General features: G+C 71.4%; 23 protein-coding genes. 20 read left to right on the top strand and 3 right to left on the bottom strand.

Annotation, left to right across the window (positions count from 1 at the left end):
• Positions 1–15: 15 nt before the first annotated feature.
• From OG758_RS18715 to OG758_RS18640, 16 genes are all read left to right on the top strand, one after another.
• On the top strand, positions 16–1908 hold the full coding sequence (locus OG758_RS18715; protein WP_326711064.1) for an HAD-IIIC family phosphatase: 1893 nt from the start codon (positions 16–18) through the stop codon (positions 1906–1908).
• An 8-nt stretch (positions 1909–1916) separates the two neighbouring features.
• Positions 1917–2210, top strand: coding sequence for an acyl carrier protein (locus OG758_RS18710; protein ID WP_326711063.1), 294 nt, complete (start codon positions 1917–1919; stop codon positions 2208–2210).
• Entirely contained in the window at positions 2207–4060 is a 1854-nt protein-coding gene (locus OG758_RS18705; RefSeq protein ID WP_326711062.1) for a non-ribosomal peptide synthetase, read from the top strand. The genes OG758_RS18710 and OG758_RS18705 overlap by 4 nt, the downstream gene beginning before the upstream one ends.
• 114 nt (positions 4061–4174) lie before the next feature.
• The gene (locus OG758_RS18700; RefSeq protein ID WP_326711061.1) at positions 4175–4978 is read left to right on the top strand and encodes a thioesterase II family protein; all 804 of its coding nucleotides are present in this window, start codon (positions 4175–4177) and stop codon (positions 4976–4978) included.
• On the top strand, positions 4975–6279 hold the full coding sequence (locus OG758_RS18695) for an ATP-grasp domain-containing protein (RefSeq protein ID WP_326711060.1): 1305 nt from the start codon (positions 4975–4977) through the stop codon (positions 6277–6279). Before OG758_RS18700 ends, OG758_RS18695 begins: the two co-directional genes overlap by 4 nt.
• 31 nt (positions 6280–6310) lie before the next feature.
• The gene (locus OG758_RS18690; RefSeq protein WP_326711059.1) at positions 6311–7888 is read left to right on the top strand and encodes a condensation domain-containing protein; all 1578 of its coding nucleotides are present in this window, start codon (positions 6311–6313) and stop codon (positions 7886–7888) included.
• The gene (locus tag OG758_RS18685; RefSeq protein WP_326711058.1) at positions 7885–8685 is read left to right on the top strand and encodes a 4'-phosphopantetheinyl transferase family protein; all 801 of its coding nucleotides are present in this window, start codon (positions 7885–7887) and stop codon (positions 8683–8685) included. The genes OG758_RS18690 and OG758_RS18685 overlap by 4 nt, the downstream gene beginning before the upstream one ends.
• 186 nt (positions 8686–8871) lie before the next feature.
• A complete protein-coding gene (locus OG758_RS18680) occupies positions 8872–9870 on the top strand; it encodes an ABC transporter permease (protein ID WP_326711057.1) in 999 nt (332 codons plus the stop codon).
• Between the two features lie 57 nt (positions 9871–9927).
• The gene (locus OG758_RS18675; RefSeq protein WP_442810337.1) at positions 9928–11679 is read left to right on the top strand and encodes an ABC transporter substrate-binding protein; all 1752 of its coding nucleotides are present in this window, start codon (positions 9928–9930) and stop codon (positions 11677–11679) included.
• 72 nt (positions 11680–11751) lie between these two features.
• Positions 11752–12759, top strand: a complete 1008-nt coding sequence (locus OG758_RS18670; RefSeq protein ID WP_266559838.1) for an ABC transporter permease — start codon at positions 11752–11754, stop codon at positions 12757–12759.
• On the top strand, positions 12756–13856 hold the full coding sequence (locus tag OG758_RS18665; protein WP_326711055.1) for an ABC transporter ATP-binding protein: 1101 nt from the start codon (positions 12756–12758) through the stop codon (positions 13854–13856). The genes OG758_RS18670 and OG758_RS18665 overlap by 4 nt, the downstream gene beginning before the upstream one ends.
• Before the next feature lie 8 nt (positions 13857–13864).
• Complete coding sequence (locus OG758_RS18660) at positions 13865–15223, top strand: ABC transporter ATP-binding protein (protein WP_382060273.1); 1359 nt, start codon at positions 13865–13867, stop codon at positions 15221–15223.
• A gap of 95 nt (positions 15224–15318) precedes the next feature.
• Positions 15319–16713 (top strand): M1 family metallopeptidase, encoded by a 1395-nt coding sequence (locus OG758_RS18655; protein WP_326711054.1) that lies wholly within the window; start codon positions 15319–15321, stop codon positions 16711–16713.
• Between the two features lie 54 nt (positions 16714–16767).
• Positions 16768–17439, top strand: coding sequence for a trimeric intracellular cation channel family protein (locus OG758_RS18650; RefSeq protein ID WP_326711053.1), 672 nt, complete (start codon positions 16768–16770; stop codon positions 17437–17439).
• 68 nt (positions 17440–17507) lie between these two features.
• Positions 17508–18362, top strand: a complete 855-nt coding sequence (locus tag OG758_RS18645) for a thioesterase family protein (RefSeq protein ID WP_116509625.1) — start codon at positions 17508–17510, stop codon at positions 18360–18362.
• A gap of 90 nt (positions 18363–18452) precedes the next feature.
• Positions 18453–19427, top strand: coding sequence for a helix-turn-helix transcriptional regulator (locus OG758_RS18640; protein WP_326711052.1), 975 nt, complete (start codon positions 18453–18455; stop codon positions 19425–19427).
• On the opposite strand, the gene OG758_RS18635 is transcribed toward OG758_RS18640, so the two are convergent.
• Both OG758_RS18635 and OG758_RS18630 read right to left on the bottom strand, forming a co-directional pair.
• On the bottom strand, positions 19390–20247 hold the full coding sequence (locus OG758_RS18635; RefSeq protein ID WP_326711051.1) for an alpha/beta fold hydrolase: 858 nt from the start codon (positions 20245–20247) through the stop codon (positions 19390–19392). The genes OG758_RS18640 and OG758_RS18635 overlap by 38 nt on opposite strands.
• Positions 20248–20322: 75 nt before the next feature.
• Positions 20323–20940, bottom strand: coding sequence for a TetR family transcriptional regulator (locus OG758_RS18630; protein ID WP_326711050.1), 618 nt, complete (start codon positions 20938–20940; stop codon positions 20323–20325).
• A gap of 114 nt (positions 20941–21054) precedes the next feature.
• Between OG758_RS18630 and OG758_RS18625 the strand changes: the two genes are divergently transcribed.
• The 3 genes from OG758_RS18625 to OG758_RS18615 all read left to right on the top strand — a co-directional run bounded on the left by OG758_RS18625 (position 21055) and on the right by OG758_RS18615 (position 22858).
• Entirely contained in the window at positions 21055–21216 is a 162-nt protein-coding gene (locus OG758_RS18625) for a hypothetical protein (protein ID WP_326711049.1), read from the top strand.
• 66 nt (positions 21217–21282) lie between these two features.
• Entirely contained in the window at positions 21283–21609 is a 327-nt protein-coding gene (locus OG758_RS18620; RefSeq protein WP_382060276.1) for a DUF4190 domain-containing protein, read from the top strand.
• A gap of 79 nt (positions 21610–21688) precedes the next feature.
• Entirely contained in the window at positions 21689–22858 is a 1170-nt protein-coding gene (locus OG758_RS18615; RefSeq protein WP_326711048.1) for a cysteine desulfurase family protein, read from the top strand.
• Positions 22859–22972: 114 nt separating this feature from the next.
• Here the strand turns inward: OG758_RS18615 and OG758_RS18610 are convergent, their stop codons facing one another.
• Positions 22973–23677, bottom strand: coding sequence for an N-acetylmuramoyl-L-alanine amidase (locus OG758_RS18610; protein WP_326711047.1), 705 nt, complete (start codon positions 23675–23677; stop codon positions 22973–22975).
• An 84-nt stretch (positions 23678–23761) separates the two neighbouring features.
• Here OG758_RS18610 and mnmA point away from each other — a divergent pair, with 84 nt between their 5' ends.
• Positions 23762–24892 (top strand): tRNA 2-thiouridine(34) synthase MnmA, encoded by a 1131-nt coding sequence (mnmA, locus tag OG758_RS18605; protein WP_326711046.1) that lies wholly within the window; start codon positions 23762–23764, stop codon positions 24890–24892.
• Positions 24893–24919 lie beyond the last annotated feature (27 nt).

Here is a 24919-nt window from a genome sequence, read left to right as displayed (position 1 = left end):
AAGGAAACGCTGGCTGTGGACGACCTGCTCCAGCGGGTGCGGCGCCTCGCCGGACCCGAAGCGGCCCCCGACCCCGCCCTCCTCGCCGAGCTGGCCCGCAGCCAGGACGTCACCCTCGTACGAGAGGCGGGACGGCACCTCGCCGCGCTCGACCCCCGGCTCGTGACGCCGCCGGGCCGCACCCCGCGCCCCCTGCGCGTCGCCGTCGTTCCCTCGTTCACGGCCGACAACGTGCTGCCGCTGCTGCGTGTCGGCCTGCTCGCCGCCGGCATCGCCCCCACGTTCCATCTCACGGCACCCGACCAGCAGTTGATGGCCCTGGGCCGCCCCGGGTCGCCGCTCGACGACTTCGCCCCCGACCTCACGCTCTGCCTGGCCCACGAGGACGTCTTCCTGCCGCGGGACTGGGACCCCACGGACCTCGCGGGCCTCGCGGCCGCCGTCGACGAGCGCGCGGGCCGGTACACCGCCGCCGTCGCCTCCTTCGCCGGACGGACCACCGGCAGCGTCCTCCTGCACACCGTCCCGCTCCCGTCCGCCTGGCCGCGCACGGTCACCTCCCACCGGTCCCGGGCCGGGATCGGCAGGCTGTGGCGCGAGCTGAACTTGCGCCTCCTCGACCTCGCCGAGCGCACCGCGTCCGTCGACGCGCTCGACCTGGAGACCCTGCTCGCCGACTGCCCCTCACGCCTGCGCGACGAGCGGCTCTTCCGCTTCGCGAGCATGGCGTGGGCCCCGGCCGTGGAGCGGCTGTACGCCCAGGAGGCCGCCGGATACGGGCGCGCGCTGGCCGGGCTCGGCAAGAAGTGCCTGGTCCTCGACCTCGACAACACCCTGTGGGGCGGGGTGCTCGGCGACGACGGGCCGGAGAACATCGAGATCGGACCGATGTACCCCGGCAACGCCTACGCGGCGGTCCAGCGCACCGCCCTCGCCCTGCGCCGCCAGGGCGTCCTGCTCGCGGTCGCCAGCAAGAACGACCCCGGCCTCGTGGAGCGCGTTCTCGGCGAACATCCCGAACTCGTCCTGCGCCGCGACGACTTCGTCTCCGTGCACGCGAACTGGGACGCCAAGGACGGCAGCATCAGGGCCATCGCCGACGAGCTCAACATCGGCCTCGACAGCATGGTCTTCCTCGACGACTCGCCCTTCGAATGCGACCTCGTGCGCGGCTCGCTGCCCCAGGTCGAGGTCGTCCGGGCGGCGGGGGACCCCGCGCAGCACGTCAACACCCTCCTGTCCGGCGGGTACTTCGACGTCCTCGACACCACCGTCACCGACGCTCGGCGCACCGACCTCTACCGCGCCAGGGTGGAGCGCCGGGAGTGGACCGAACGCCAGGGCCAGGCCTCGCCGGCCGACTATCTGGAGGGCCTCGGCCTGGAGGTCACGATCCGCGCGGCCGACGCCTATCTGCTGCCGCGAGTCATCCAACTGGGCGGCCGTACCAACCAGTTCAACCTCACGGGAAGCGCGCACGCGGAGGCCGAGACGCGGCGAATGGCCGGGTCCGGCGACCACGAGGTGCTCGGCTTCGCGGTCCGCGACCGGTTCGGCGACGAGGGGGTCGTCGGCGCGCTCTGGATCGCCCGGCACCCCGACCACTGGATCGTCCAGAACGCGGTGATGAGCTGCCGGGTCTTCTCCCGGGGCATCGAGTTCGCGGTCCTGGCCGCCGTCGCCGACGGGGCCCGCGCCGCCGGAGCCACCCGTGTCGAGGCCGACTTCCGCGACAGCGGACGCAATGGACCCGCCGCCCGCTTCCTCGCCGACGCCGGATTCACCCCGCGGGACGCCCCCGCGGCCGACGGCACATTGCGCCACGTACTGCCCCTCGAACCCGCCCCGGCGCTCGCCCCCGCGTGGATCTCCGTACGCGACGAACGCCCCGTCCCCACCGAAGGATGACGCACGCGATGACCGACCCGACCACCGGCGCCACCGCCACCGACACCCCCGCCACCGCCCCTCGCACGGACGAACTGGTGCGGGTCATCTCGGCCGTCACCGACGCCCCCGCGGGAGCCCTCACCGGTGCCTCCCGGTTCGACGAGCTCGACAACTGGACCAGCCTCGCCGCCCTGCGCCTGCTCACCGCCGTCGAGGACGCGTTCGGGGTGCGGCTGAACCTGCGCGCCTACCTCGCCACCGAGACCGTGGACGGCCTCGCCCGGATGATCGCGACCGGCCCCACGGGAGGCCGGTCATGACCGCAGACATGCTCAGGGAGGAACGCACCATGGCGCCCGAGACCGCACCGCGGACACCGTCCGGCACGGCCGCACACCGGTTCCTCGACATCGCCGCCCGCTGCGGCACGAGCCCCGCGCTCCGCCAGGGTGAGGTGACGTACACCTACGAGGAGTTGGCCCGGTCGGCGGGCGGCGTGGCCCGCTGGCTGCGGGAACAGGGCGTCGGGCGGGGCGACGTCGTGGCCACGCTCATGGACCGCTCGCCCCGCTGTATGGCCGCCGTCCTCGGCGCCTGGGCCGTCGGCGCCGCCTACGTCCACCTGGAGGCCACCGACCCGGACCCACGCGTCGCCACGCTCCTCGCGACGACCGGGGCCACCGCCGTCGTCACCGACGAACGCAACGCGCCACGTGCCCGGGACCCGCACGGGCGTCCCTCCCGCACCGTCCCCGACGCGCAGCAGGGCGCCCCGTACGAGATCGGCCCGGACCTGGACCCCGCCGACGTCGCCTACCTGGTGTGCACCTCGGGCTCGACCGGCACGCCGAAGGCGGTCGTCGTCCAGCACAGCGCCCTCCTGAACTACTGCGACGCGTTCTGGGAGCGGATCACCCCCGACGCCCTCGACAGCTTCGGCCTCGCCACGACGTTCGCCGCCGACCTCGGCAAGGTGTCGGTGTACGGGGCGCTCCTGTCCGGCGCCCGCCTCGACGTGTACCCGCGCGACACCACGCTCGACCCGGCCGCGCTCGCCGCCGACCTCAAGGCGCACCCCGCGGACTGCCTCACCTACACGCCGTCGCAGCTGGAGGCCCTCGGAGCCGAGGGGGACCTCGCGGCGCTGCTCCCCGAGCGGGTGCTCGTGGTCGCGGGGGAGGCGTTCCCGCCCCGGCTCGCGGAAGCGGTCCTGCGCGTACGGCCCGACCTGGAGGTCCACAACGGCTACGGGCCCTCCGAGGCCACCATCCTCGCCACCACGCACCGCGTGGACCTCGCCGACGGCGGGCGGACCCGAGTCCCTGTGGGCACCCCGCTCGGCGGGGTCCGCGCCCGGGTGCTCGGCGTGGACGGCCGCCCCGTGCCCGACGGCACCCCGGGGATTCTGTACCTCGGCGGTGCCTGCGCGGCCGCCGGGTACCTGGGCGAGCCCGAGCTCACCGCGGCCAAGTTCGCGGCGCTGGACGGGCCGGAGGGGGGAGTCTTCTACTGCACCGACGACCTCGTCGTCAGGGAGCCCGGCGGCGTCCTCGACTACCTGGGGCGCGCCGACCGGCAGCTCAAGGTCAGGGGCAACCGCGTCGAGCCCGGCGAGGTGGAGAGCGCGCTGCTCGCGCTGCCCGGCGTCCGGCAGGCCGTCGTCACGGGGGAACGGCCCGCACCCGAGGCCCCGTTGGAGCTCGTCGCCTATCTCGTGGGCGAGGCGGACCCGAGGGAACTGGCCAGGGAACTGCGCGCCACCCTGTCCGCCGCGCTCGTCCCCAGCCGGCTCCACGTGGTGCCCGCCATCCCCGTGAACCTCAACGGCAAGGCCGACTTCGCCGCGCTGCGGGGCGCCGTGGAAGCGGCCGCCCGCACCTTTGCGGGCGGCGCGCCCGCCGACCCGCCACGCCCCGGCACCGAGCAGTTGATCGCGGACATCTGGGCGCAGGCGCTCGGCCGCGACGCGCTCGGCCGCAACGAGCGGTTCCTGGAGATCGGCGGCGACTCCTTCAAGGCGCTGACCGTCTTCGCGCGCCTGCGCAAGCACCACCCGAAGCTCGTGATCGCGCAGCTCTACGCGCACGCGACGATCGCGGCGCTCGCCGCGGAACTCGACGGCACCGGCGCGACGGACACGACGCCCGCACCGGCCGTCGTCGAGCTGTGACCGCCACCGGCACCACCCCAGGAAGGGTGACCGCCCCATGACCCACGCCGTCGTGGTCAACGACGAGGGATCCCACTCCCTCCGGCCGCCGCGCCGCACCCCGGGCGAGGCGACATGAAACGCCGCCGACTCACCCCGCTCCTCTGGCAGTTCGGTGAGCACCCGCCGTCCCCGGCGCGGACGTTCGTCCTCGCGCCCTTCGGAGGCGGCAGCGCTTACGCCCTCGCGGAATGGCTGCCCGGGCTCCTGGCGGAGGGCGAGAGCGCGCTCGCCCTCCAGTACCCCGGCCGCGGCCCCCGGTCCGGCGAACCCCCCGCCGAACTCCTCACGGAACTCGCGGCCCAGGCCGCCCGCGAGATCGACGCCCGCACGGAGGGGCCCCTCGTCCTGGTCGGCCACAGCCTGGGCGCCGTCCTCTCGTACGAGATCGCGCACCGCCTGGAGGCCGCGGGCCGCGACCTCGAACTCCTCGCCGTCTCGGCGGCCAGGCCCCCGGACCTCCAGCGCCTCGACCCCGCCGCCGTGCTCGCGATGACCCGGGACGACTGGCTGACGGAACTGGCCACCGGCGGCAACGCCGACATCGGCGAGAGCGCGCTCGCCGACATCGTCGACCTGATGATCCCGGTCCTGCGCGCCGACTACCTCCTGCTGGCCCGCTACGCCCCCGGCCCCCGCAGGCCGGTGGCGTGCCCGCTGCTCGCCACCGGGGGAGCGGAAGACCCGTGGGTCACCCGCGACCACCTGGACGCCTGGCAGGCGTGGACGACCGGTGCGTTCACCGGCCGGCTGCTGCCCGGCGGCCACTTCTACTACCGGGACCGCACCGCCGACTTCTGCCGGACGGTCAGGGACTGCCTGCGCCCCGCCGCCGACCGGGTCCCGGCGGCCGGCCCGCGCCACGGACAGGAGGCATGATGCGCAAGACCCTCATCGTGGTGTACGCGGACGGCGCGGCCCACCCCGGCGACATCGCCGTCGGCCTCGCCGACCGGGCCCGCTGCGTCTTCGTCACCGCCCCCGACGACCACACCCGGGCCATGGAGCCGCTGCTCGCCGGGTTCGGGCCCGTCGTGACGGCCGGGTCCCCGGCGCAGGCCGCCGCGAAGGTGCGGGCGTACGAGCCCGAGGGCATCGTCACGTACAGCGAGCGGGCGCTGGCGTACACGGGCGAGCTGGCCGAGGCGCTCGGGCTGCCGTTCCACGACCGGCGCACCGTCGGCCTGCTGACCGACAAGTGGCAGCAGCGGGACGCGCTGCGGGCCGCCGGGGTCGACGCGGTGCGGTGCCGCCGGATCGACACCGTCGGGGACTGGGCGGACGCGGTCGCCGAGACGGGCCTGCCCGCCGTCCTCAAACCCGCGCACGGCGGCGGCAGCCGCAACACGTTCTTCGTGGAGGACGCCTTGGCGGGCCTCGCGCTCGCCCGCACCCTCCTCGCCGAGGACCGGCCCGGACTCGTCGCCGGCGGCACTCTGGTCCTCGAGGAGTACCTGCCGGGCCGGGACACCGGAGCGTTCGGCGACTACGTGTCGGTCGAGAGCGTCGTACGCGACGGCACGGTCGTCGACATCGCCGTGACCGGCAAGTTCCCCATGGTGCCGCCCTTCCGGGAGACCGGCCGCTTCTGGCCCTCGCCCCTGGAACCGGCCGAGGAGGAGCAGGCACGGGACCTGGCGCGGCGCTCCGTCGAGGCGCTCGGGATCCGCGAGGGCCTCACCCACACCGAGATCAAACTGACCCCCGACGGGCCCCGGCTCATCGAGGTCAACGGCCGGCTGGGGGGCGGCATCAACGAGCTGTCCGTCCGCTCCCAGGGCCTCGACCTCATCGAACTCGCCGGCCGCACCGCCCTCGGCGAGCACCCGCCGCTGCCGGCCCTCTACGCCGGCCGCGCCTGCTTCCAGCTCTTCCACCCGGCACCCCGCCGCCCCGGCACCCTCCTCGGCATCGAGGGCACCGACGAGGTCAAGCGGATCCCGGGCGTCACCCTGCACCGCCCCTACGCCAGGCCCGGCACCCGCTTCCCCGGCGGGGTGCAGACCCTGGAACTCGACATCGTGATGGGGGAGGCCCGCGACCTGGCCGAACTCGCGGTGCTCGCCAAGGACATCGAGTCGACGCTGCGCTACCGCTTCGCGTTCGAAGGCGACGACGACACCCCGGACACCCGCCCCACGACAACCGAGGTCACCGGCGCGGAACTGGGCGCCCTGTGACCACGCCCCAGCACAGCGAATGGAGAAACCCGTGAACGACAGCACGACGGCCGTGGCGCCCGAGGCCCTGCTCGCGGACATCTGGAAGGAGATCCTCGGCGTCGGCGAGGTCGGTCCCGACGACGACTTCTTCTCCCTCGGCGGGGACTCGCTCCTGGCCCTGAAGGTGATCGGCGCCGCCCAGGAGCAGGGCCTGTCCCTCTCCCTCCTCGACCTGTTCAAGAACCCGACGCCGCGCGGCGCGTGCCGGTCCCTGACCCCGGCCACGGACCGCCCGGCCCACGGCGCCCTCGACCAGCTCTCCGTCCTGGACCGGGCCCGGGTGCCCGCCGACGCCGAGGACGCGTACCCGGCGGCCAGGCTCCAGCTCGGCCTGATCTACGAGAGCCTGGTCAGTGACGGCGCCTGCTACCTCGACGTCATCTCCCGCACGGTCCTGCGCCCCCTCGACCCGGTGGCCCTGCGTGCGGCCCTCGACCTGCTGTCCGCCCGGCACCCCCTCCTGCGCACCCGCTTCGACCTGGGCACCTTCAGCGAGCCGATGCAGCTCGTGCAGAAGGAGGCGCCGATCCCGCTGGTCGTCGCGGACCACGGGGACCTGACCGGGGCGGCGGCCACGGAGGCGTACGAGCGGGTGATGACGGAGCTCGCCGAGCCGTACGACGCGGAGAGCGCCCCGCTGCTGCGCGTCCACGCGGCCACAGCGGCGCCGGGGTCCGGCTCGTTCCGGCTCTCCTACTCCTTCCACCACGCGATTCTGGACGGCTGGAGCGAGTCGGTCTTCTTCAACGAGCTGGTCGTCGCCTACGCGGCCCTTCTCGACGGCACCCGGCCCGAGTTCGCCGACCCCGTCCCCTACGCGGAGTTCGTGCGCCTGGAGCGCGAGGCACTGCGCGACGAGCAGTCCGTACGGCACTTCCGTGACCTCCAGGCGGAGCTGCCGCCGCAGCGGGAGGCGTCCTCGGCGGAGCCCGAGCACCGCAAGGCGAGCGCCGACGTGCCCGCCGAGGACGCCCGCCGCCTCGGTGAGATGTCCGCGCGCTGGGGGCTGCCGGTCAAGAGCCTTCTGCTCGCCGCCAACTGCGTGGCGGTGGGCGCCGCCTGGGAGACCGAGACCCCGGCCGTCGGCCTCCTCCTCAACGGCCGGCCGGAGCGCACGGGCGCGGACGTCACCCTCGGTCTGTTCCTCAACCAGTTGCCCATGCGCCTCGACCTGCGGGACGCCGACTGGCGCACCGCGGCCCGACGCGCCCTCGACGCGGAGAACGCCCTGCTGCCGCACCGCCGCTTCCCGCACTCGGAGCTGCGCCGGCTGCTCGGCCGCAACCCGTTCGAAGTGACCTTCAACTACGTCCACTTCCACCCGCGCGACGAACTCCTCGCCGCCGGCCTCCTGGCCGCCGACGAGGACATGCGCGACCACACGAGCCTGCCCGTGCGGATCGAGGCGCTCGACGACCCCGAGGGCGGCGGGCTGAGCCTGCACGTCACCGCGGACGTGCACCGCTTCGGTGAGGAGCTGCCGGGCCGCCTCGTCGGGGGCCTGCTCGCCGCGGTCCACGCCCTGGTGACCGACGAGGAGGCGGCCGCGCGACTGCCCTGGTCATGACCTGGGACGACGGGCCCGTCCGGGGTGTTCTGCCCGCCTTCGTCGCGGTGGCGGGCGCGTTCGGGGAGGCGGCGGGCGCGGTCCTGTTTCCCGAGGAGCGCGCCTACGTCGCGGGCGCGGCCGCGACGCGGCGCCGGGAGTTCGGCGAGGTGCGCCACTGCGCCCGACGCGCCCTCGGCGCACTCGGGATCCGCCCGCTGCCGCTGGTGCCGGGCGCGGACCGGGCGCCGCGCTGGCCGGGCGGGGTGGTGGGGAGCATGACCCACTGCCCCGGCTACCGCGCGGCCGCCGTCGCCTCCCGTACGCGTCTGCTCTCCCTCGGTATCGACGCGGAACCGCACGCGCCGCTGCCGGCGGGCGTCCTCGATCTGGTCGCCGACCCGGTCGAGCGCGCGGCGCTGGCCCGTCTCGCGCGCACGCATCCCCAGGTCCACTGGGACACCCTCCTCTTCTCCGCCAAGGAAAGTGTGTTCAAGGCGTGGTTCCCCCTCATGGGGAGCTGGCTCGACTTCACCGACGCCCGGCTCCGCTTCCGCCCCCGGGACGCGGCCTTCGACGTCCGCATCCGGGTGCCCGCCCGGCCCGCGTCGCCGCTTCCGGGACAAAGCACCATTACGCCCTGTTTCACGGGTAGTTGGCGCATCGCGCGGGGCATTCTCGCCACATCGGTCATGGCGTTACATTCCGGACCCGCCACCGAGGGGGGCGACGGGAGCGAATTGTCCGCTCAGCCGGTTCCCACGTCCGCATACTGCACTCCTGTCGCCTCATCACGGTTGCGCAACCTTTCACGGTGAGGGCTGGCGGCTGGTCACAGGCGCATTGAAGACTCCCTGCAGACACGGGGTTTCGACTCTGTGTACGAGCTGAACGGTCAACTACGAGGCCATGCCCCCGGACTGTCCAGCGTGTGAAACAGGATCAAGCCGCTACAGCGGCGGGCGTGGGCCGGCCACCGTCGGCCGAGAGGGGTCAACCACACCGTGACCGCACCGATCGAGACCACTGGGGCCCAGGCCGAGGTGCAGCCCGAGGCTGTGCTCGCCGGCACCAAGGGGCAGCAGATCGAGGGGCGCTCCCTCGGGCGTATCGCCTGGAACCGCTTCAAGAGGGACAAGATCGCCGTCGCCGGCGGCGTCGTCGTCATCCTGCTGATCCTCATCGCCGCCCTGGCGCGCCCTCTCCAGCATCTCTTCGGCCTCGACCCGAACACGTTCCACCAGGACCTGATCGACCCCACCAGCTCGCTCCCCAGGGGCGGTCTCGGCGGTATGAGCGGCGACCACCCCCTGGGTGTGGAGCCGAAGTTCGGCCGCGACATCCTCGCGCGCATCCTCGAAGGCTCCTGGGTCTCCCTCGTCGTCGCCTTCGGTGCGACCGTCCTGTCGAACGTGATCGGGGCGATCCTCGGCGTCGTCGCCGGGTACTACGGCGGCCGGGTCGACTCGGTCATCAGCCGCATGATGGACACGTTCCTGGCGTTCCCGCTGCTGCTGTTCGCGATCTCGATCTCCGCGACCCTCCAGGGCGGAGCGTTCGGTCTGAACGGGCTGCCGCTGCACATCTGCGTGCTGATCTTCGTGATCGGCTTCTTCAACTGGCCCTATCTGGGCCGCATCGTGCGCGGCCAGACCCTGGCGCTGCGCGAGCGGGAGTTCGTGGACGCGGCCCGCGGGATGGGCGCCCGAGGCCCGTACATCCTGTTCCGGGAACTGATGCCCAACCTGGTCGCGCCGATCATCGTCTACTCGACCCTGCTGATCCCGACGAACATCATCTTCGAGGCGTCGCTCAGCTTCCTGGGCGTGGGCATCCAGCCGCCGCAGGCCTCCTGGGGCGGCATGCTCAACCAGGCCGTCGACTACTTCCAGGTCGATCCGCAGTACATGATCGTTCCGGGCCTCGCCATCTTCGTCACCGTGCTCGCGTTCAACCTGCTCGGTGACGGTCTCCGCGACGCTCTCGACCCGCGCAGTCGCTGAGTCCGGCCGCGCAGAGAGCTCCACAAGTTTCCGACAATGGAGGGGATTCCGACCATCATGCGAAGGTCATCACTTGCCGCTGTTGCGGCCATCGGCAGCGTGAGCATGTTGCTCGCCGGCTGCAGCAAGGCCGACGACGGCTCGGACGGCGGCAACAAGTCGGCCGGTGCGAACGCCGCCACGAAGGATGTCGTCAACGCCTCGACGAAGAAGGGCGGCACGGTCACCTACGCGATGTCGGACGTCCCCGACTCGTTCGACCCGGGCAACACGTACTACGCCTACATGTACAACTTCAGCCGGCTGTACGCCCGCCCGCTGATGACGTTCAAGCCCGACGCGGGGGAGAAGGGCAACACGCTCGTCCCCGACCTCGCCTCGGCGCCCGGCAAGCAGTCGGACGGCGGCAAGACCTGGACGTACACGATCCGCAAGGGTCTGAAGTACCAGGACGGCTCGCCGATCACGTCCAAGGACGTCAAGTACGCCGTCGAGCGCTCGAACTTCGCGCGTGACGTGCTCTCCCTCGGCCCGAACTACTTCCAGCAGTTCCTCAAGGGCGGCGACAAGTACAAGGGTCCGTACAAGGACAAGAGCGCCGAGGGCCTCAAGTCCATCGAGACGCCGGACGACACCACCATCGTCTTCCACCTGAACCAGGCCTTCCAGGAGTTCGACTACCTGGTCGCCACCCCGCAGACCGCGCCGGTGCCGAAGGCCAAGGACGACGGCATCGACTACGTCAAGCACATCGTCTCCTCGGGCTCGTACCAGTTCCAGAGCTACCAGGAGGGCAAGCAGGCCGTCCTGGTCCGCAACAAGAACTTCGACCCGAAGTCCGACCCGCTGCGCAAGCAGTACCCGAACAAGATCGTCGTCAACCTGAAGGTCAACCAGCAGACGATCGACAAGGACCTGCAGTCCGGCGACACCCTGATCGACATGCAGGGCAAGGGCGTCGACACCCAGACGCAGGCGCAGCTGGTCAACGACAAGTCGAAGATGGGGAACACGGACAACGCCTACGGCGGCCGTCTCGTCTACGCGGCGATCAACACCAAGCTGAAGCCGTTCACGAACGTCGATTGCCGTAAGGCCGTCGAGTACGCGATCGACAAGGTTTCGGTGCAGACCGCTCAGGGCGGTCCCATCCGCGGTGACGTCGCCACCACGGTCCTGCCCCCGGACATCACGGGCTACGCCAAGGAAGACGTCTACGCCACCAGCGGCAACAAGGGTGACGTGGCCAAGGCCAAGGACGCCCTGAAGGCCTGCGGCGAGAAGACGATCAACACCACGATCACGGCGCGCAGCGACCGTGACGAGGAAGTCTCCGGTGCCCAGGCGCTCATCGAGTCGCTGAAGAAGGTCGGCATCAACGCCAGCCTGAAGCAGTACCCGTCGGGCAAGTACTTCACCGACTACGCCGGTGTCCCGAAGTTCAACCAGAAGAACAAGGTCGGCATCATGATGATGCAGTGGGGCGCCGACTGGCCGTCGGGCTACGGCTTCCTGCAGCAGATCCTGAACAGCAAGGCGATCGGCGAGTCCGGCAACACCGCCCTGTCGGAGCTCGACGACAAGAAGGTCGACTCGATGCTCGCCGAGGCCATCGCGGCGCCCGACGAGGCCACGCGCAACAAGCTGTACGGGCAGATCGACAAGCAGGCCATGGAAGACGCGGCGCTCGTCCCGCTGACCTACTTCAAGGTCCTGATGTACCGCTCGCCGTACGCCACCAACCTGGTGTCCACGGCTGCCTTCAGCGGGCAGTACGACTACCTCAACATCGGCACCACGAAGAAGTAGCAGCCCCGGAAGGCAGGTGAAGGCATTGGTGCCCGCGGGCCGCACGGTCCGCGGGCACCAGCGCCGGTCCCCGTGATCTCGTACATCATCCGCCGGCTGATCGCGGCAGTGATCCTGTTGCTGGTCGTCACCGCGGTCACGTTTTGCATCTTTTTCCTGCTGCCGAGAATCGCCGGCCAGTCCGCCGACCAGCTCGCGCAGCAGTACATCGGCAAGAGTCCCTCGGCCGCGGACATCGCGGCGGTCAAGCACAACCTCGGCCTGGACGAGCCCGTCTACATCCAGTACTGGCACTTCATCAAGGGGATCTTCGCGGGGTCCACCTACGACCTCGGCCCCACCACGGTCCACTGCAACGCGCCGTGCTTCGGCTACTCCTTCAAGAACCACGTCGCGGTGTGGCCCGAGCTGACCGACCGGCTGCCCATCACCCTGTCCCTGGCCGCGGGCGCCGCCGTCATCTGGCTGGTGTCCGGCGTCACGGTGGGTGTGATCTCGGCACTCAAGCCCGGATCGTTCTTCGACCGTGCCTTCATGGGTGTCGCCCTGGCCGGTGTCTCGCTGCCCATCTTCTTCACGGGCCAGCTGGCGCTGCTCGTCTTCACCTACCAGATTCCGATCTTCGGGCGAACGTACGTACCGCTCACGGAAAATCCGGCGCAATGGGCCAACACCCTCTTCCCGGCCTGGTGTTCACTCGCTCTGCTGTACTCCGCCATCTACGCCCGGCTGACCCGCTCGGGCATGCTGGAGACGATGAACGAAGACTTCATCCGCACCGCGCGCGCCAAGGGGCTGCGCGAGCGCACCGTGGTGGGCCGGCACGGTCTGCGCGCCGCACTCACCCCGATCGTCACCGTCTTCGGCATGGACGTCGGTCTGCTGCTCGGCGGCGCCGTGATCACCGAGAACGTGTTCTCGCTGCACGGCATCGGTGAGTACGCGGTACAGGGCATCACCGACAACGACCTGCCCAAGGTGCTCGGCGTGACCCTGCTCGCCGCGTTCTTCGTCGTCTTCTGCAATCTCCTGGTGGACCTTCTCTACGCCGCCGCCGACCCGCGGGTGAGGCTCTCGTGACCGAACTGTCCAAAACCGGTGCCGCCGTGGGCGAGCCGGTGGCCGCGGGCCCGGCCAAGTCCCCGACCGCCTTCCTCGAAGTGCGCGACCTCAAGGTGCACTTCCCGACCGACGACGGCCTGGTCAAGTCCGTCGACGGGCTCAGCTTCAAGCTGGAGAAGGGCCAGACCCTGTCCATCGTGGGCGAGTCCGGGTCCGGCAAGTCCGTGACATCGCTGGCGATCATGGGCCTGCACCGGCTCGGCGCGCGCGGCAAGAACGTGCAGATGTCCGGCGAGATCTGGCTCGACGGCAAGGAGCTGATCGGGGCCGCCCCGGACGACGTGCGCAGGCTCCGCGGCCGCGACATGGCGATGATCTTCCAGGACCCGCTGTCGGCGATGCACCCGTACTACACGGTCGGCAGCCAGATCGTGGAGGGGTACCGCGTCCACAACGACGTGACCAAGAAGGTCGCGCGCAAGAGGGCCGTCGAACTGCTCGACCGCGTGGGCATCCCCGAGCCGGCCAAGCGCGTCGACAGCTACCCGCACGAGTTCTCCGGCGGTATGCGCCAGCGCGCGATGATCGCGATGTCGCTGGCGAACAACCCGCAGCTGCTGATCGCGGACGAGCCGACCACCGCCCTCGACGTCACCGTCCAGGCGCAGATCCTCGACCTGATCAGGGATCTGCAGAAGGAGTTCGAGTCCGCGGTCGTCCTCATCACCCACGACCTGGGTGTCGTCGCCGAGATCGCCGACCAGGTGCTGGTCATGTACGGCGGTCGCTGCGTGGAGCGCGGTCCCGTCGACAAGATCTTCGCCGAGCCGCAGCACCCGTACACCTGGGGTCTGCTCGGCTCGATGCCGCGCATCGACCGTGAGCAGACCGAGCGGCTCATCCCCGTCAAGGGCCAGCCGCCGTCCCTCATCAACATCCCCTCGGGCTGCGCCTTCCACCCGCGCTGTCCGTACGCGGACCTGCCCAAGGGCGGCATCACCCGCACCCAGCGGCCCGAGCTGCACGAGGTCGGCAGCGACCACTTCTCCGCCTGCCACCTCTCGCCGGAGGACCGTACGCGGATCTGGACCGAAGAGATTGCGCCGAAGCTGTGAGTGAGCCCGTGAGCGAGACGAAGAAGGAAGACGCCGGGGACACTGCGGCGGCCACGGTCCCCGCGCAGGCGGCGTCCCCCGAGGACCGGGAGGTGCTGCTCAAGGTCGAGGGCCTGGTCAAGCACTTCCCGATCAAGAAGGGGCTCCTCCAGCGGCAGGTCGCCGCGGTGAAGGCCGTCGACGGGATCGACTTCGAGGTCCGCAAGGGCGAGACCCTGGGCGTCGTGGGCGAGTCCGGCTGCGGCAAGTCGACCATGGGCCGGGTCATCACGAAGCTGATCGAACCCACCGCCGGCAAGATCGAGTTCGAGGGCCAGGACATCACCCGCCTCGGCACGGGGGGCATGCGCCCGCTGCGCCGGGACATCCAGATGATCTTCCAGGACCCGTACGGCTCCCTGAACCCCCGGCACACCATCGGCTCGATCGTCTCGGCGCCGTTCCGGCTCCAGGGCGTGGAGCCCGAGGGCGGGGTGAAGAAGGAGGTCCAGCGCCTCCTGGAGCTCGTCGGCCTCAGCCCCGAGCACTTCAACCGCTACCCGCACGAGTTCTCCGGCGGCCAGCGCCAGCGCATCGGCATCGCCCGCGCGCTCGCGCTCAAGCCGAAGCTGGTCGTGGCGGACGAGCCGGTCTCCGCGCTCGACGTGTCGATCCAGGCGCAGGTCGTCAACCTCATGGACGACCTGCAGTCCGAGCTGGGCCTGACGTACGTGATCATCGCGCACGACCTCTCCGTCGTCCGCCATGTCTCGGACCGCATCGCGGTGATGTACCTCGGCAAGGTCGTCGAACTCGCCGACCGCACCTCGCTGTACGAGGCGCCGATGCACCCGTACACCAAGGCCCTGATGTCGGCCGTGCCGGTGCCGGACCCCAAGCGCCGGGGCGCCAAGAGCGAGCGGATCCTGCTCAAGGGCGATGTGCCCTCGCCGATCTCGCCGCCGAGCGGCTGCCGCTTCCACACGCGGTGCTGGAAGGCGACGGAGATCTGCAAGACCGTCGAACCCCCGCTGCTCCAGCTCGCCCCGGGGCGCCAAGTGGCCTGTCACCACCCGGAGAACGCCGAGGACCAGGCCCCGGGTGACACCAAGCTGCTCGCGGTCGCCAAGGAGGCGATCGAGGTGGTGACGCTGGCGCGGACGGACGCGGACGACGCAACTGAAGAGCCGGCTGCGGAGCCGGCCGAGGCGCTGGTTCAGGCGCCGGCCGAGGCATCGGTTGAGAAGCCGGCCAAGGCGTCGGCCGAGGAGTCCGCCGAGACTCCCGAGGCGGCCGTCGACGCCGGTGACGACAGTGACGTACAGCCGTCGGACGATGCGGGTGACGCGGACGGGACGGATGACGTACAGGAGTCGTCCGGCAGTTAGCGGGGATTTGGCCGAGCAGGTCATGTACACGCCCTGACGGGAGAGTGCAGAGTCTGCGTGTCCGTTACATCGGAACACGCGCGAAGGGACGACTCATGGCACTCTCCCGTTCGGCACGTCTGGCAGCGGTCGCGACAGCGGCCGCCTCGTTCTGTCTGATCGCCGCGGCCCCGGCCCCCACCCCCGGCTCGGACGGCATCGGCGACCCGTACTTCCCACAGCTCGGCAACGGCGGCTTCGACGCCACCCACTACGACCTGAACGTGGCGTACGACCCCGCGACCGACCGCCTCGACGGCGTCACCACCGTCACCGCGCGGGCCACCCAGAACCTCTCCTCCTTCGACCTGGACCTCCAGAAGCTGACCGTCACCTCCGTCGAAGTGAACGGCAGACGCGCCCAGTTCACGCGCTCCGGCGACGAGATACGCGTCACCCCGCGCGACGCGATCCGCGACCACCGCACGTTCTCCGTCACGGTCACCTACGGCGGCGTCCCCGAGGCGCTCAACGGCCCCATCGTCTTCGGCTCCGACTACGGCTGGATGAAGACCGACGACGGTGTCTTCGTCGCCTGCGAACCCAACGCCGCCTCCACCTGGTTCCCCTCCAGCGACCATCCCTCGGACAAGGCGACGTACGACATCCGCATCAAGGCGCCCAAGGGCCTCACCGGCGTCTCCAACGGCCGCCTCGTCGACACGTACGACGTCCGGGGCGGGCAGACCGTGCACCACTGGCGCGAGTCCCGGCCGATGGCGACCTACCTCGCGACCGCCTCCATAGGGAAGTTCGACGTCAAGACCGGCCGGACCCCCTCGGGCATTCCGATCTACGTAGCCATCGACCCGGTCCTGAAGAACAGCAACAACGTCGACGTGTACGGCGTCACGGCCGAGGTCACCGACTACTGGTCGAAGGTGTTCGGCCCCTACCCGTTCGAGGAGACCGGCGCGGTCGTCGACGACATGCCGCAGGCCGGCTTCTCCCTGGAGACGCAGTCCAAGCCGAGCTACTCCGCCGTCCGCTCCGAAGGCACGATCGTGCACGAGCTGGCCCACCAGTGGTTCGGCGACTCCGTCTCGGTGCGGCAGTGGAAGGACATCTGGCTCAACGAGGGCTTTGCCAGCTACGGGCCCTGGCTTTGGAACGAGCACAAGGGCCGCTCCAGCGCCCATGACTCCTTCCTCGCCGCCTACAACTCCGTCCCCGCCTCCTCGTCCTTCTGGCAGAGCGTCATCGCCGACCCGCAGCGCGACACCATGTTCAACAGCGCCGTCTACAACCGCGGCGCGATGACACTCCAGGTCCTTCGCGAGCGGATCGGCGACAAGGACTTCTTCAAGCTGCTGCGCACCTGGACCGCCACACACCGCTACGGCAACGCGCAGACCGCCGACTTCATCCGCCTCGCCGAGAAGGTCTCCGGACAGGATCTCGACGGGCTCTTCCAGACATGGCTCTACACGAAGGGCAAGCCCGCGCTGTAGGCCACGCGCCACACCTGGCTCGGGGCGGCACCCGGCAGTGCGTAACAATGTCGGGTGCTTCTGGAACTCTTCACCCCCTCCGTCCAGCATTGGCTGGACCTCGTCGGGATCTTCGTCTTCGCGATCTCCGGCGCTCTCCTCGCGGTCCGCAAGAACTTCGATGTCTTCGGCATCGCCGTTCTCGCCGAGGTCACCGCGCTGGGCGGAGGGCTGTTCCGCGACGTGATCATCGGCGCCGTCCCGCCGGCCGCGTTCACCGACCTCGGGTACTTCCTGACCCCGCTGGTCGCCGCCGGCCTCGTGTTCTTCCTGCACCCCGAGGTGGAGCGCACCCAGGTCGCGGTGAACATCTTCGACGCGGCGGGTCTCGGCCTGTTCTGCGTCACCGGCACGGTCAAGGCGTACGACTACGGGCTCGGGCTCACGGCCTCCGCGGCGCTCGGCCTCACGACTGCCGTGGGCGGCGGCGTGCTGCGCGACATCATCGCCAACGAGGTCCCGTCCCTGGTCCGCTGGGACCGCGACCTGTACGCGGTGCCGGCGATCGTCGGCTCGACGATCATCGTCCTGTGCATCCGCTTCGACGTGCTGTCCGCGTTCAGCAGCGGCGCCGCGGTCATCACGGCGTTCGCGCTGCGGCTGCTCGCGATGCGCTACCACTGGCGGGCGCCGCGGGCCTGGCACCGCAGGTCGTCGGCGGCGGAGGTGCCGGAGGAGACGCCCTGACCGGGGTCCCGGCGCTCGGCCTGCGATAAAAGCTACCGCTTAGTAGTTTCCTGTTGTACCGTACCTGCATGGCACAGGTATCGTCCGCCGCGCAGGCGGTCATCGGCGACAGCGAGTTCGACCGCGACACCGCGGTCACCCGGCGCGAGCCCGGTGTGTACGACATCGACCTCTCGGCCGGCTGGACGATCATCAGCGCCGTCAACGGCGGCTACCTGCTCGCCGTGCTCGGCCGCGCTCTCGGTGACGCCCTGCCGCACAGCGACCCGTTCACCATCTCCGCGCACTACCTGACCGCGTCCCGGCCCGGCCCCGCCGTGATCAGGACCGACGTCGTCCGCACCGGCCGCACCCTCTCCACCGGCCAGGCCTCCCTCTTCCAGTACGACGACGAGGGCGCCGAGGTCGAGCGGATCCGCGTCCTCGCCTCCTACGGCGACCTCGACGCGCTCCCGGACGACGTCCGCACCACCGCGAAGCCGCCGCACCTCCCGCCGGTCGAGCAGTGCTTCGGCGCGCAGGACGGCCCCACGCCGATCAAGGGCAGCTCCGCGATCACCGAGCGGCTCGCCCTGAAGCTCGACCCGGCCACGCTCGGCTGGGCGATCGGTTCGCCCTCCGGCAAGGGTGAGATGCGGGCCTGGTTCGGCCTCGCGGACGGGCGCGACGCGGACCCGCTCTCCCTGCTCCTCGCCGTGGACGCGCTGCCCCCGACCGCGTTCGAGATGGGCCTGACCGGCTGGGTCCCGACCGTCGAACTGACCGTCCACGTGCGCTGCCGCCCCGCCCCCGGCCCCCTGCGCGTCTCCATCACCACCCGCAACCTCGCGGGCGGCTTCCTGGAGGAGGACGCCGAGGTCTGGGACAGCGAGGACCGCCTCGTGGCGCAGTCCCGGCAGCTCGCGCGGGCGAAGCTGAGCTGACCGGGGCCCGGTCGCACGGCGTGCGCCGGGCCGGGGCGTGAAGTGAGCCCGGCGCCCTCGGGCGCCGCGCGTCGCGAGATGCTCTGACGTGTGAAATCCGACCGGCTGCTCTCGATCCTGCTGCTGCTCCAGACCCGTGGGCGGGTCGCCGCCCCCGAGCTGGCCGAGCGGCTCGAAGTGTCCGTGCGCACCATCTACCGCGACATCGAGGCGCTCTCCGCCAGCGGCGTCCCGGTGTACGCCGAGCGCGGCCGGCACGGAGGCATCGCCCTGCTGCCCGGCTACCGCACGGACGTCACCGGACTCACCGCCGACGAGTCGCGCGCCCTGTTCATCCTGGCCGCCCAAGGCGCACACAGCGCGCTCGGACTCGACTCCGCGTTCCGCTCGGCCCTGCGCAAGGTGATGGCCGCGCTGCCCGAACCGCACCGCCCCGCTGCCGAGCTGACCAGCCGTCGCATCCTCGTGGAGGCGTCACGCTGGAGGGGCGGGCCCATGCCCGCCGTGGACCTGGGCGTGCTCCAGGAGGCGGTGCTCACCGAGCGGCGTCTGCGCCTGCGCTACCGGCACAGCGGCACCGACACACCCCGCGCCTACACCGTCGACCCGTACGGACTCGTCTCCAAGGCCGGGGTCTGGTACCTCGTCGCCGACCGGCGCGCCGAGCCCCAGCTGTTCCGGGCGGACCGGGTGCGCGAGGCGACCCTCACCGACGCGCCCGTAAGGCGGCGCCAGGGGGTCCAACTGGCCGATGTCTGGGCCGTGTTGAAGCGTCAGGTCGAGGACAGGCCGGGCGCCGTCGAGGCCACCGCGCGCGTGCGGCGCACCCACCTCGACCTGTTCCTGCGGCTGTGCGGCAACGCGCTGACGGCGCCACCCGACGACGACGGCCGCAGCGAGTGGATCACCGTGCGTCTCGGCTACGGGGAAGTGCGTGAGGTGCGCTCGCTCCTGTCCTTCGCCGACAACGTCGAGGTCGCCGGCCCGCCCGAGATCCGCGAGGAACTCGCCCGCTGCGCCGCCGCGATCACCGGCGTGTACGGTCCGCCCGCAGGAACTCCGTGACGGCACCGGTCAGTTCGGCCGGGGCGTCCTCCTGTACGAGATGCCCCGCGCCCTCGATCAGCCGCAGTTCGGCGCCGGGGATCAGCTTCGCCAGTTCGTGCCCCCGCGCGACCGGGATCCAGGTGTCGTCGGTGCCCCAGCAGATCAGCACGGGCAGGTCCAACTCCCCGTACCGGTCCTGGATCTCGTGGGTGAAGCGCTGGTCGTTCTGCTCGATCTGACGGTAGAACGCGGGCTGCCCTTCGGGCGTGCACCAGGGTGCGACCAGTCGGTCGAGTGTCTCCGGATGCAGGCCCCGGTGGCTCGCCGACCTGATGTACTCGCGCACCAGCGCCTCGTGCAGGGCCGACGGGAGCTGGGCGAACACCTCGGCGTGCGCGCCGAGATGGCGGTACGTGGGGGAGCCCCACGGGGCGAGAGCCACCGGGTCGACGAGCGCGAGCCGCTCGTAGCGCGCGCCGTGCAGCAGGCGGGCGCGCAGGGCGACACAGCCGCCGAAGTCATGGGCGACGACGGCGGGTTCGGCTCCGGGCCGGTCCAGGCCCCAGTGGCCGAGCAACTCGGTCAGGACGCGGGCGTGGGCGGCCAGGGAGACGTCCTGCCCGTCGTACTTGGCCGAGGCGCCGTACCCGGGCAGGTCCCACACGTACACGCGGTACCGGGCGGCGAGCGCGCGGGCCGGGCCGCGCCAGACGTACGAGGAGAAGGGCGTGCCGTGGACGAGGACGACCGGCGGCGCGTCCGCAGGGCCGAGCGCGGCCCAGGCGACGTCACCGGACGAACTGGTGTAGGAACGGTCGGGATTCCAGTCGGCGGTCATGCATTTCAGGCTAGGGCTTGTCCCGGCCGGGGTCGTGGGGGCGGGCGGCTGTGGCAGGTCACCGGTGGGCCGGCTTCAGTCCAGCCAGTGCGCCCTGCCGAGGTTGACGAGGCGCAACTGCCGTGTGGCGAGGTCGATCGCCGCGTCCATGCGCTCGGGCGGGGTCTCCAGGAAGACGGACGCGGTCATCACCATGTGCTCGACGTAGTGCCAGGCGAGCATCCGCAGGTCGTCGCGGCTCCAGCCGGCGGACACGGGGTCCGCGGCCAGCCCCTCGGCCACCTCCTCGGCGAACCGTGCGAGCTGCCCGCCGATGGCATCCCGCACCCGCTGGACACCGCCGTGCCGCTCACGCGCGATGAAGCGCACGTGGGAGGGGTGCGTGCGGACCAGACGGGCGATCAACCCGACCGTCCGGCCGAGGCGTTCCTCGTTGCTGCCCGTCGTGGTCAGCATCGTGGTGATCGTCTCGTGCAGGCTGCCGAGAGCCTCCTCGACGAGCGCGACGCCGAGCTCGGCCGTCGAGTCGAAGTGCCGGTAGAACGCGGTCGGCGCGACCCCGACGGCCCGGGTGACCTCGCGCAGCCCCAGGCTCGACAGGCTCTGGTCCTCGAGCAGCCCCAACGCCGCGTCGAGCAGCGCCTGTCGGGTCTTCTGCTTCTGGGCCTGCCGGACGCCGAGGGTGTGACTCATGCCATGCAGTTAACACTTGTTCTCTGTAATTCGGAAGCCGTGCGCGCGCTAGACTCAGGAGTCAGTGAACGGTTGTAATCCCAACTGTCGCCGACCCGACCATGAGAGGCACTCATGCTGTTCCTCGTAGCCGCCCTGCTTCTGCTCGGCGTCGCGCTGGGCTCCGTGGCCCACGCGCCTCTTCCCGTCACCCTCGTCGCCGCCGCCGTCATCGTCATCTGGCTGGTCGTCTTCGCCGTGCGCGAGCGGACCGCCCGGCGACGCCACCAGCACTGATCCATCAGCGCTGAACCATCAGCCTGATCACGCCTGATCACACCTGATCCAAGAGGGGGTACCACCATGAACATCACCGCTGACACCACCACCGGCACCAGCACCCACACCGACGCCGTGGGCGGGACGGCCCCTGCGGAGCAGCCCCGCACCGGTGCGCGCGACGCCGACGGAATGGCCGTCGCCTCGTTCGTCCTCGGGCTGCTCGGACTGCTCGTCCTCAACCTCTTCCTCGGCCCCGTCGCCATCGTGCTCGCCGGCCTCGCCCTGTGGCGCGGCACCGCCCGCCGTGGCCGTGCGCTGCTCGGACTCGGGCTCGGCGTGGCCGACCTGGCGGTCCTCGCGGCGTTCGTCGCCGCCGACCACACGCTGTCCTGGAGCCTCGCGGGCTGACCCCTGTCACGCTCTGCGTGGGACGGGACCCCACGCGGCGCGGAGCACCGGGACCGAGGCTCGTAGAATCGAGCCCACCATGGCTTACCTCGACCACGCCGCGACCACTCCGATGCTCCCGGAGGCCGTCGAGGTGATGACCGCCCAGCTCGCCGTCACCGGCAACGCGTCCTCGCTGCACGCAGCGGGTCGGCGCGCCCGACGCACCGTCGAGGAGTCCCGCGAGACCCTCGCCGAATCCCTCGGCGCCCGCCCCAGTGAGGTCGTCCTCACCTCAGGCGGCACCGAGGCCGACAACCTCGCGGTGAAGGGCCTGTACTGGTCCCGCCGCGACGCGGACCCGGCCCGCACCCGCGTCCTCTCCAGCCCCGTCGAACACCATGCCGTCCTCGACGCCGTGCACTGGCTCGGTGAACACGAGGGCGCCACCGTCGAGTACCTGCCCGTCGACGCGTACGGGCGCGTGCACCCGGACGTCCTGCGCGAGGCGATCTCCCGCAACCCCGACGACGTGGCCCTCGCCACCGTCATGTGGGCGAACAACGAGATCGGCACGATCCAGCCCGTCCGTGAACTCGCCGACGTGGCCGCCGAGTTCGGTGTCCCGCTGCATGCCGACGCCGTCCAGGCCTACGGTCAGCTCCCCGTCGACTTCGCCGCGTCCGGCCTCGCCGCGATGACCGTCTCCGGCCACAAGATCGGCGGCCCGTACGGCATCGGGGCGCTCCTCCTGGGCCGCGAGTACACCCCCGTACCCGTGCTCCACGGCGGCGGTCAGGAGCGGCATGTGCGCTCCGGGACGCTCGACGTGCCGGCCGTCGCCGCCTTCGCCGTCGCCGGGCGGCTGGCCGCCGAGCAGCGCGAGCGGTTCGCCCGCGAGATCGGCGGTCTGCGTGACGACCTGGTCGACGCCGTGCGCGCGGCCGTCCCCGGGGTGATCCTCGGCGGCGACCCGGCCCCCGGCGGCCGCCTGCCCGCCAACGCCCACTTCACCTTCCCCGGCTGCGAGGGCGACTCCCTGCTGCTGCTCCTGGACGCGCAGGGCATCGAGTGCTCGACCGGCTCCGCGTGCACGGCCGGTGTGGCACAGCCCAGCCACGTACTGCTGGCCACCGGCACCGACCCGGACCTCGCCCGCGGCACCCTGCGCTTCTCCCTCGGTCATACGTCGACCGAGGCGGACGTCGCAGCGGTGGCGGACGCGATCGGACCGGCGGTGGAGCGGGCCAGGACGGCCGGGCTGAGCTGACGGTCGGCTGGGCTGGGCCGAACTGACGGCCGGGCTGGGCCGAGCTGACGGCCGGGCTGGGCCGAGCTGACGGCCGGGCTGGGGCCCGGGCGTGTCCGGGCCCAGCCGGAGGGCCTACGCCTTGGCCGTGCGCCCCTCGTCATGGGCGCGCTTCACCAGGCGCATGTACCGGTCCCAGTCCCAGTGCGGACCCGGGTCGGTGTGGTCCGTGCCCGGCACCTCGACGTGCCCGATGATGTGCTTCCGGTCGACGGGTATCCCGTAGCGCCTGCATATCCCGGCGGTGAGCCGCGCGGAGGACGCGTACATGGCGTCCGTGAAGTCGGCCGGGCGGTCCACGAACCCCTCGTGCTCGATCCCCACACTGCGTTCGTTGAAGTCCTTGTTCCCCGCGTGGAACGCCACGTCCAGCTCGCGGATCATCTGCGCTATGTGCCCGTCCTTACGCACCACGTAGTGCGCGGCCGCCCCGTGCCACGGGTCCTTGAAGACCTTCAGCGTGCCCTGGTAGCTGCCCTGGGTGACATGGATGATCACGCGGTCGATCGTGTAGTCCGCCGGGCGGTCCGCCCGGCGCCAGTTCGCCGCCGCCGCAGCCACCCACTCCGCGCCCCTGAAGTCGACCTCGCCGGCCTTGCGCGGCTTGTCGATGCCGGGCATCTGCCACCACATGTGCGCCAGGTCGCTGCGGGCGAGCAGGCCCACACCGACGGCCGTCGCCGCGCCTCCGATCAGCAGCGTCCGCCGGCTGACCCCCCGGTCACCGTCGCGCTTCGCGCGGCCCCCGGACCTCCGCCGGGACTTTCCCTGTGCTCCCACGACCCGCCCCCGTTCACGTCGTACGAGATCCACAACGGATACTCGCGGGATTCGGTTCCCGCGGCCCCGTACCCTGTTAGAGCTATGACTTCGCAGACCCCGCAGAGCACCCGCCCCCTTCGCGTCCTCGCCGCCATGTCGGGCGGCGTGGACTCCGCCGTCGCCGCCGCCCGCGCGGCGGAAGCGGGCCACGACGTGACAGGCGTCCACCTCGCCCTCTCCGCGAACCCGCAGTCGTTCCGCACCGGAGCCCGCGGCTGTTGCACCATCGAGGACTCCCGCGACGCCCGCAGGGCCGCCGACGTCATCGGCATCCCCTTCTACGTCTGGGACCTCGCCGAGCGGTTCCGCGAGGACGTCGTCGACGACTTCGTCGCCGAGTACGAGGCCGGGCGCACCCCGAACCCGTGCCTGCGCTGCAACGAGAAGATCAAGTTCGCCGCGCTCCTCGACAAGGCGCTCGCCCTCGGCTTCGACGCCGTCGCCACCGGCCACTACGCGAAGGTGGTCGAGCACCCGGACGGGACCCGCGAACTGCACCGCGCCTCCGACATGGCCAAGGACCAGTCGTACGTCCTCGGAGTGCTCGACGACCGCCAGCTCGCGCACGCCCTGTTCCCCCTCGGCGACACGGTCACGACGAAGGACGAGATCCGCGCGGAGGCCGAGCGGCGCGGCCTCGCCGTCGCCAAGAAGCCCGACTCGCACGACATCTGTTTCATCGCGGACGGCGACACCCAGGGCTTCCTGGCGTCGCGCCTGGGCAAGGCCGAGGGCGACATCGTCGACGAGACGGGCAGCAAGGTCGGCACGCACGAGGGCGCGTACGGCTTCACGATCGGCCAGCGCAAGGGCCTGCGCATCGGCACCCCGGCCCCCGACGGCAAGCCGCGCTACGTCCTCGACATCTCGCCGGTGAACAACACGGTGACGGTCGGCCCCGTCGACTCCCTCGACGTCACGGCCCTCACAGCCATCAAGCCCCGCTGGTGCGGCACGGCCCCCTCGGGACCGGGCACGTACACCGCGCAGCTGCGCGCCCACGGCGACGAGACGCCGGTGACCGCGGAGCTGGTCGACGGCACCCTGGCCGTCACCTTCGACGAGCCCGCACGCGGCGTCGCCCCCGGCCAGGCCATCGTGCTCTACGACGGCACGCGCGTGGTCGGCTCGGCGACGATCGCGACGACCACGCGCGCGAAGGCCGTCGCCTAGTCCCGTCAGCCGCTTCCGGGGTGCGCC

The sequence above is a fragment of the Streptomyces sp. NBC_01474 genome (assembly GCF_035918215.1).
Lineage (GTDB): Bacteria > Actinomycetota > Actinomycetes > Streptomycetales > Streptomycetaceae > Streptomyces > Streptomyces aureus.
Note: the sequence above shows the minus strand (reverse complement) of the source record. Positions and strands in the feature narration are given on the sequence as shown.

What these genes read in the sequence shown, in the direction of transcription:
- OG758_RS18635 (WP_326711051.1), bottom strand. Translation starts at nt 20,247, where the DNA reads ATGACCGCCGACTGGAATCCCGACCGTTCCTACACCAGTTCGTCCGGT.
- mnmA (WP_326711046.1), top strand. Translation starts at nt 23,762, where the DNA reads ATGACTTCGCAGACCCCGCAGAGCACCCGCCCCCTTCGCGTCCTCGCC.
- OG758_RS18615 (WP_326711048.1), top strand. Translation starts at nt 21,689, where the DNA reads ATGGCTTACCTCGACCACGCCGCGACCACTCCGATGCTCCCGGAGGCC.
- OG758_RS18705 (WP_326711062.1), top strand. Translation starts at nt 2,207, where the DNA reads ATGACCGCAGACATGCTCAGGGAGGAACGCACCATGGCGCCCGAGACC.
- OG758_RS18710 (WP_326711063.1), top strand. Translation starts at nt 1,917, where the DNA reads ATGACCGACCCGACCACCGGCGCCACCGCCACCGACACCCCCGCCACC.
- OG758_RS18630 (WP_326711050.1), bottom strand. Translation starts at nt 20,940, where the DNA reads ATGAGTCACACCCTCGGCGTCCGGCAGGCCCAGAAGCAGAAGACCCGA.
- OG758_RS18645 (WP_116509625.1), top strand. Translation starts at nt 17,508, where the DNA reads ATGGCACAGGTATCGTCCGCCGCGCAGGCGGTCATCGGCGACAGCGAG.
- OG758_RS18620 (WP_382060276.1), top strand. Translation starts at nt 21,283, where the DNA reads ATGAACATCACCGCTGACACCACCACCGGCACCAGCACCCACACCGAC.
- OG758_RS18655 (WP_326711054.1), top strand. Translation starts at nt 15,319, where the DNA reads ATGGCACTCTCCCGTTCGGCACGTCTGGCAGCGGTCGCGACAGCGGCC.
- OG758_RS18675 (WP_442810337.1), top strand. Translation starts at nt 9,928, where the DNA reads ATGCGAAGGTCATCACTTGCCGCTGTTGCGGCCATCGGCAGCGTGAGC.
- OG758_RS18685 (WP_326711058.1), top strand. Translation starts at nt 7,885, where the DNA reads ATGACCTGGGACGACGGGCCCGTCCGGGGTGTTCTGCCCGCCTTCGTC.
- OG758_RS18625 (WP_326711049.1), top strand. Translation starts at nt 21,055, where the DNA reads ATGCTGTTCCTCGTAGCCGCCCTGCTTCTGCTCGGCGTCGCGCTGGGC.
- OG758_RS18700 (WP_326711061.1), top strand. Translation starts at nt 4,175, where the DNA reads ATGAAACGCCGCCGACTCACCCCGCTCCTCTGGCAGTTCGGTGAGCAC.
- OG758_RS18695 (WP_326711060.1), top strand. Translation starts at nt 4,975, where the DNA reads ATGATGCGCAAGACCCTCATCGTGGTGTACGCGGACGGCGCGGCCCAC.